Raw genomic sequence first — 354 nt, 5'->3', positions numbered from 1 at the left:
CCGCATCAGTTGCTGGATTGGTTACGTGGATGGTTACTGGTACTTCGTCCTTTGAGCCATCTGGGTAGCTTACAACAACAGTTGCTGGCTTGTCTCCTGCAGTAGTTACATCTGGAGTGTCCTTCCAAGTGTACTTAGTGCCATCTGGTAAGTCACTCTTGTTCTTGATGCCTTCTGCTGGATTTGGTACAACGCCAGTCTTGGTATTTACGTCTTGGCCTTCTGGAGTGTACTTGTCCGCATCAGTTGCTGGGTTGGTTACGTGGATGGTTACTGGTACTTCGTCCTTTGAGCCATCTGGGTAGCTTACAACAACAGTTGCTGGCTTGTCTCCTGCAGTAGTTACATCTGGAG

At 48.6% G+C, this 354-nt stretch carries 1 protein-coding gene; it reads right to left on the bottom strand.

From position 1 onward, the window contains the following. A partial coding sequence (locus CBG10_RS10035; RefSeq protein WP_143452343.1) for a Rib/alpha-like domain-containing protein occupies nucleotides 1-354 on the bottom strand: 354 nt, incomplete at both ends.

Origin of the sequence: Limosilactobacillus reuteri, from assembly GCF_002254085.1 — a bacterium.
GTDB lineage: Bacteria > Bacillota > Bacilli > Lactobacillales > Lactobacillaceae > Limosilactobacillus > Limosilactobacillus reuteri_K.
This window is presented reverse-complemented; position numbering and strand designations above follow the sequence as displayed.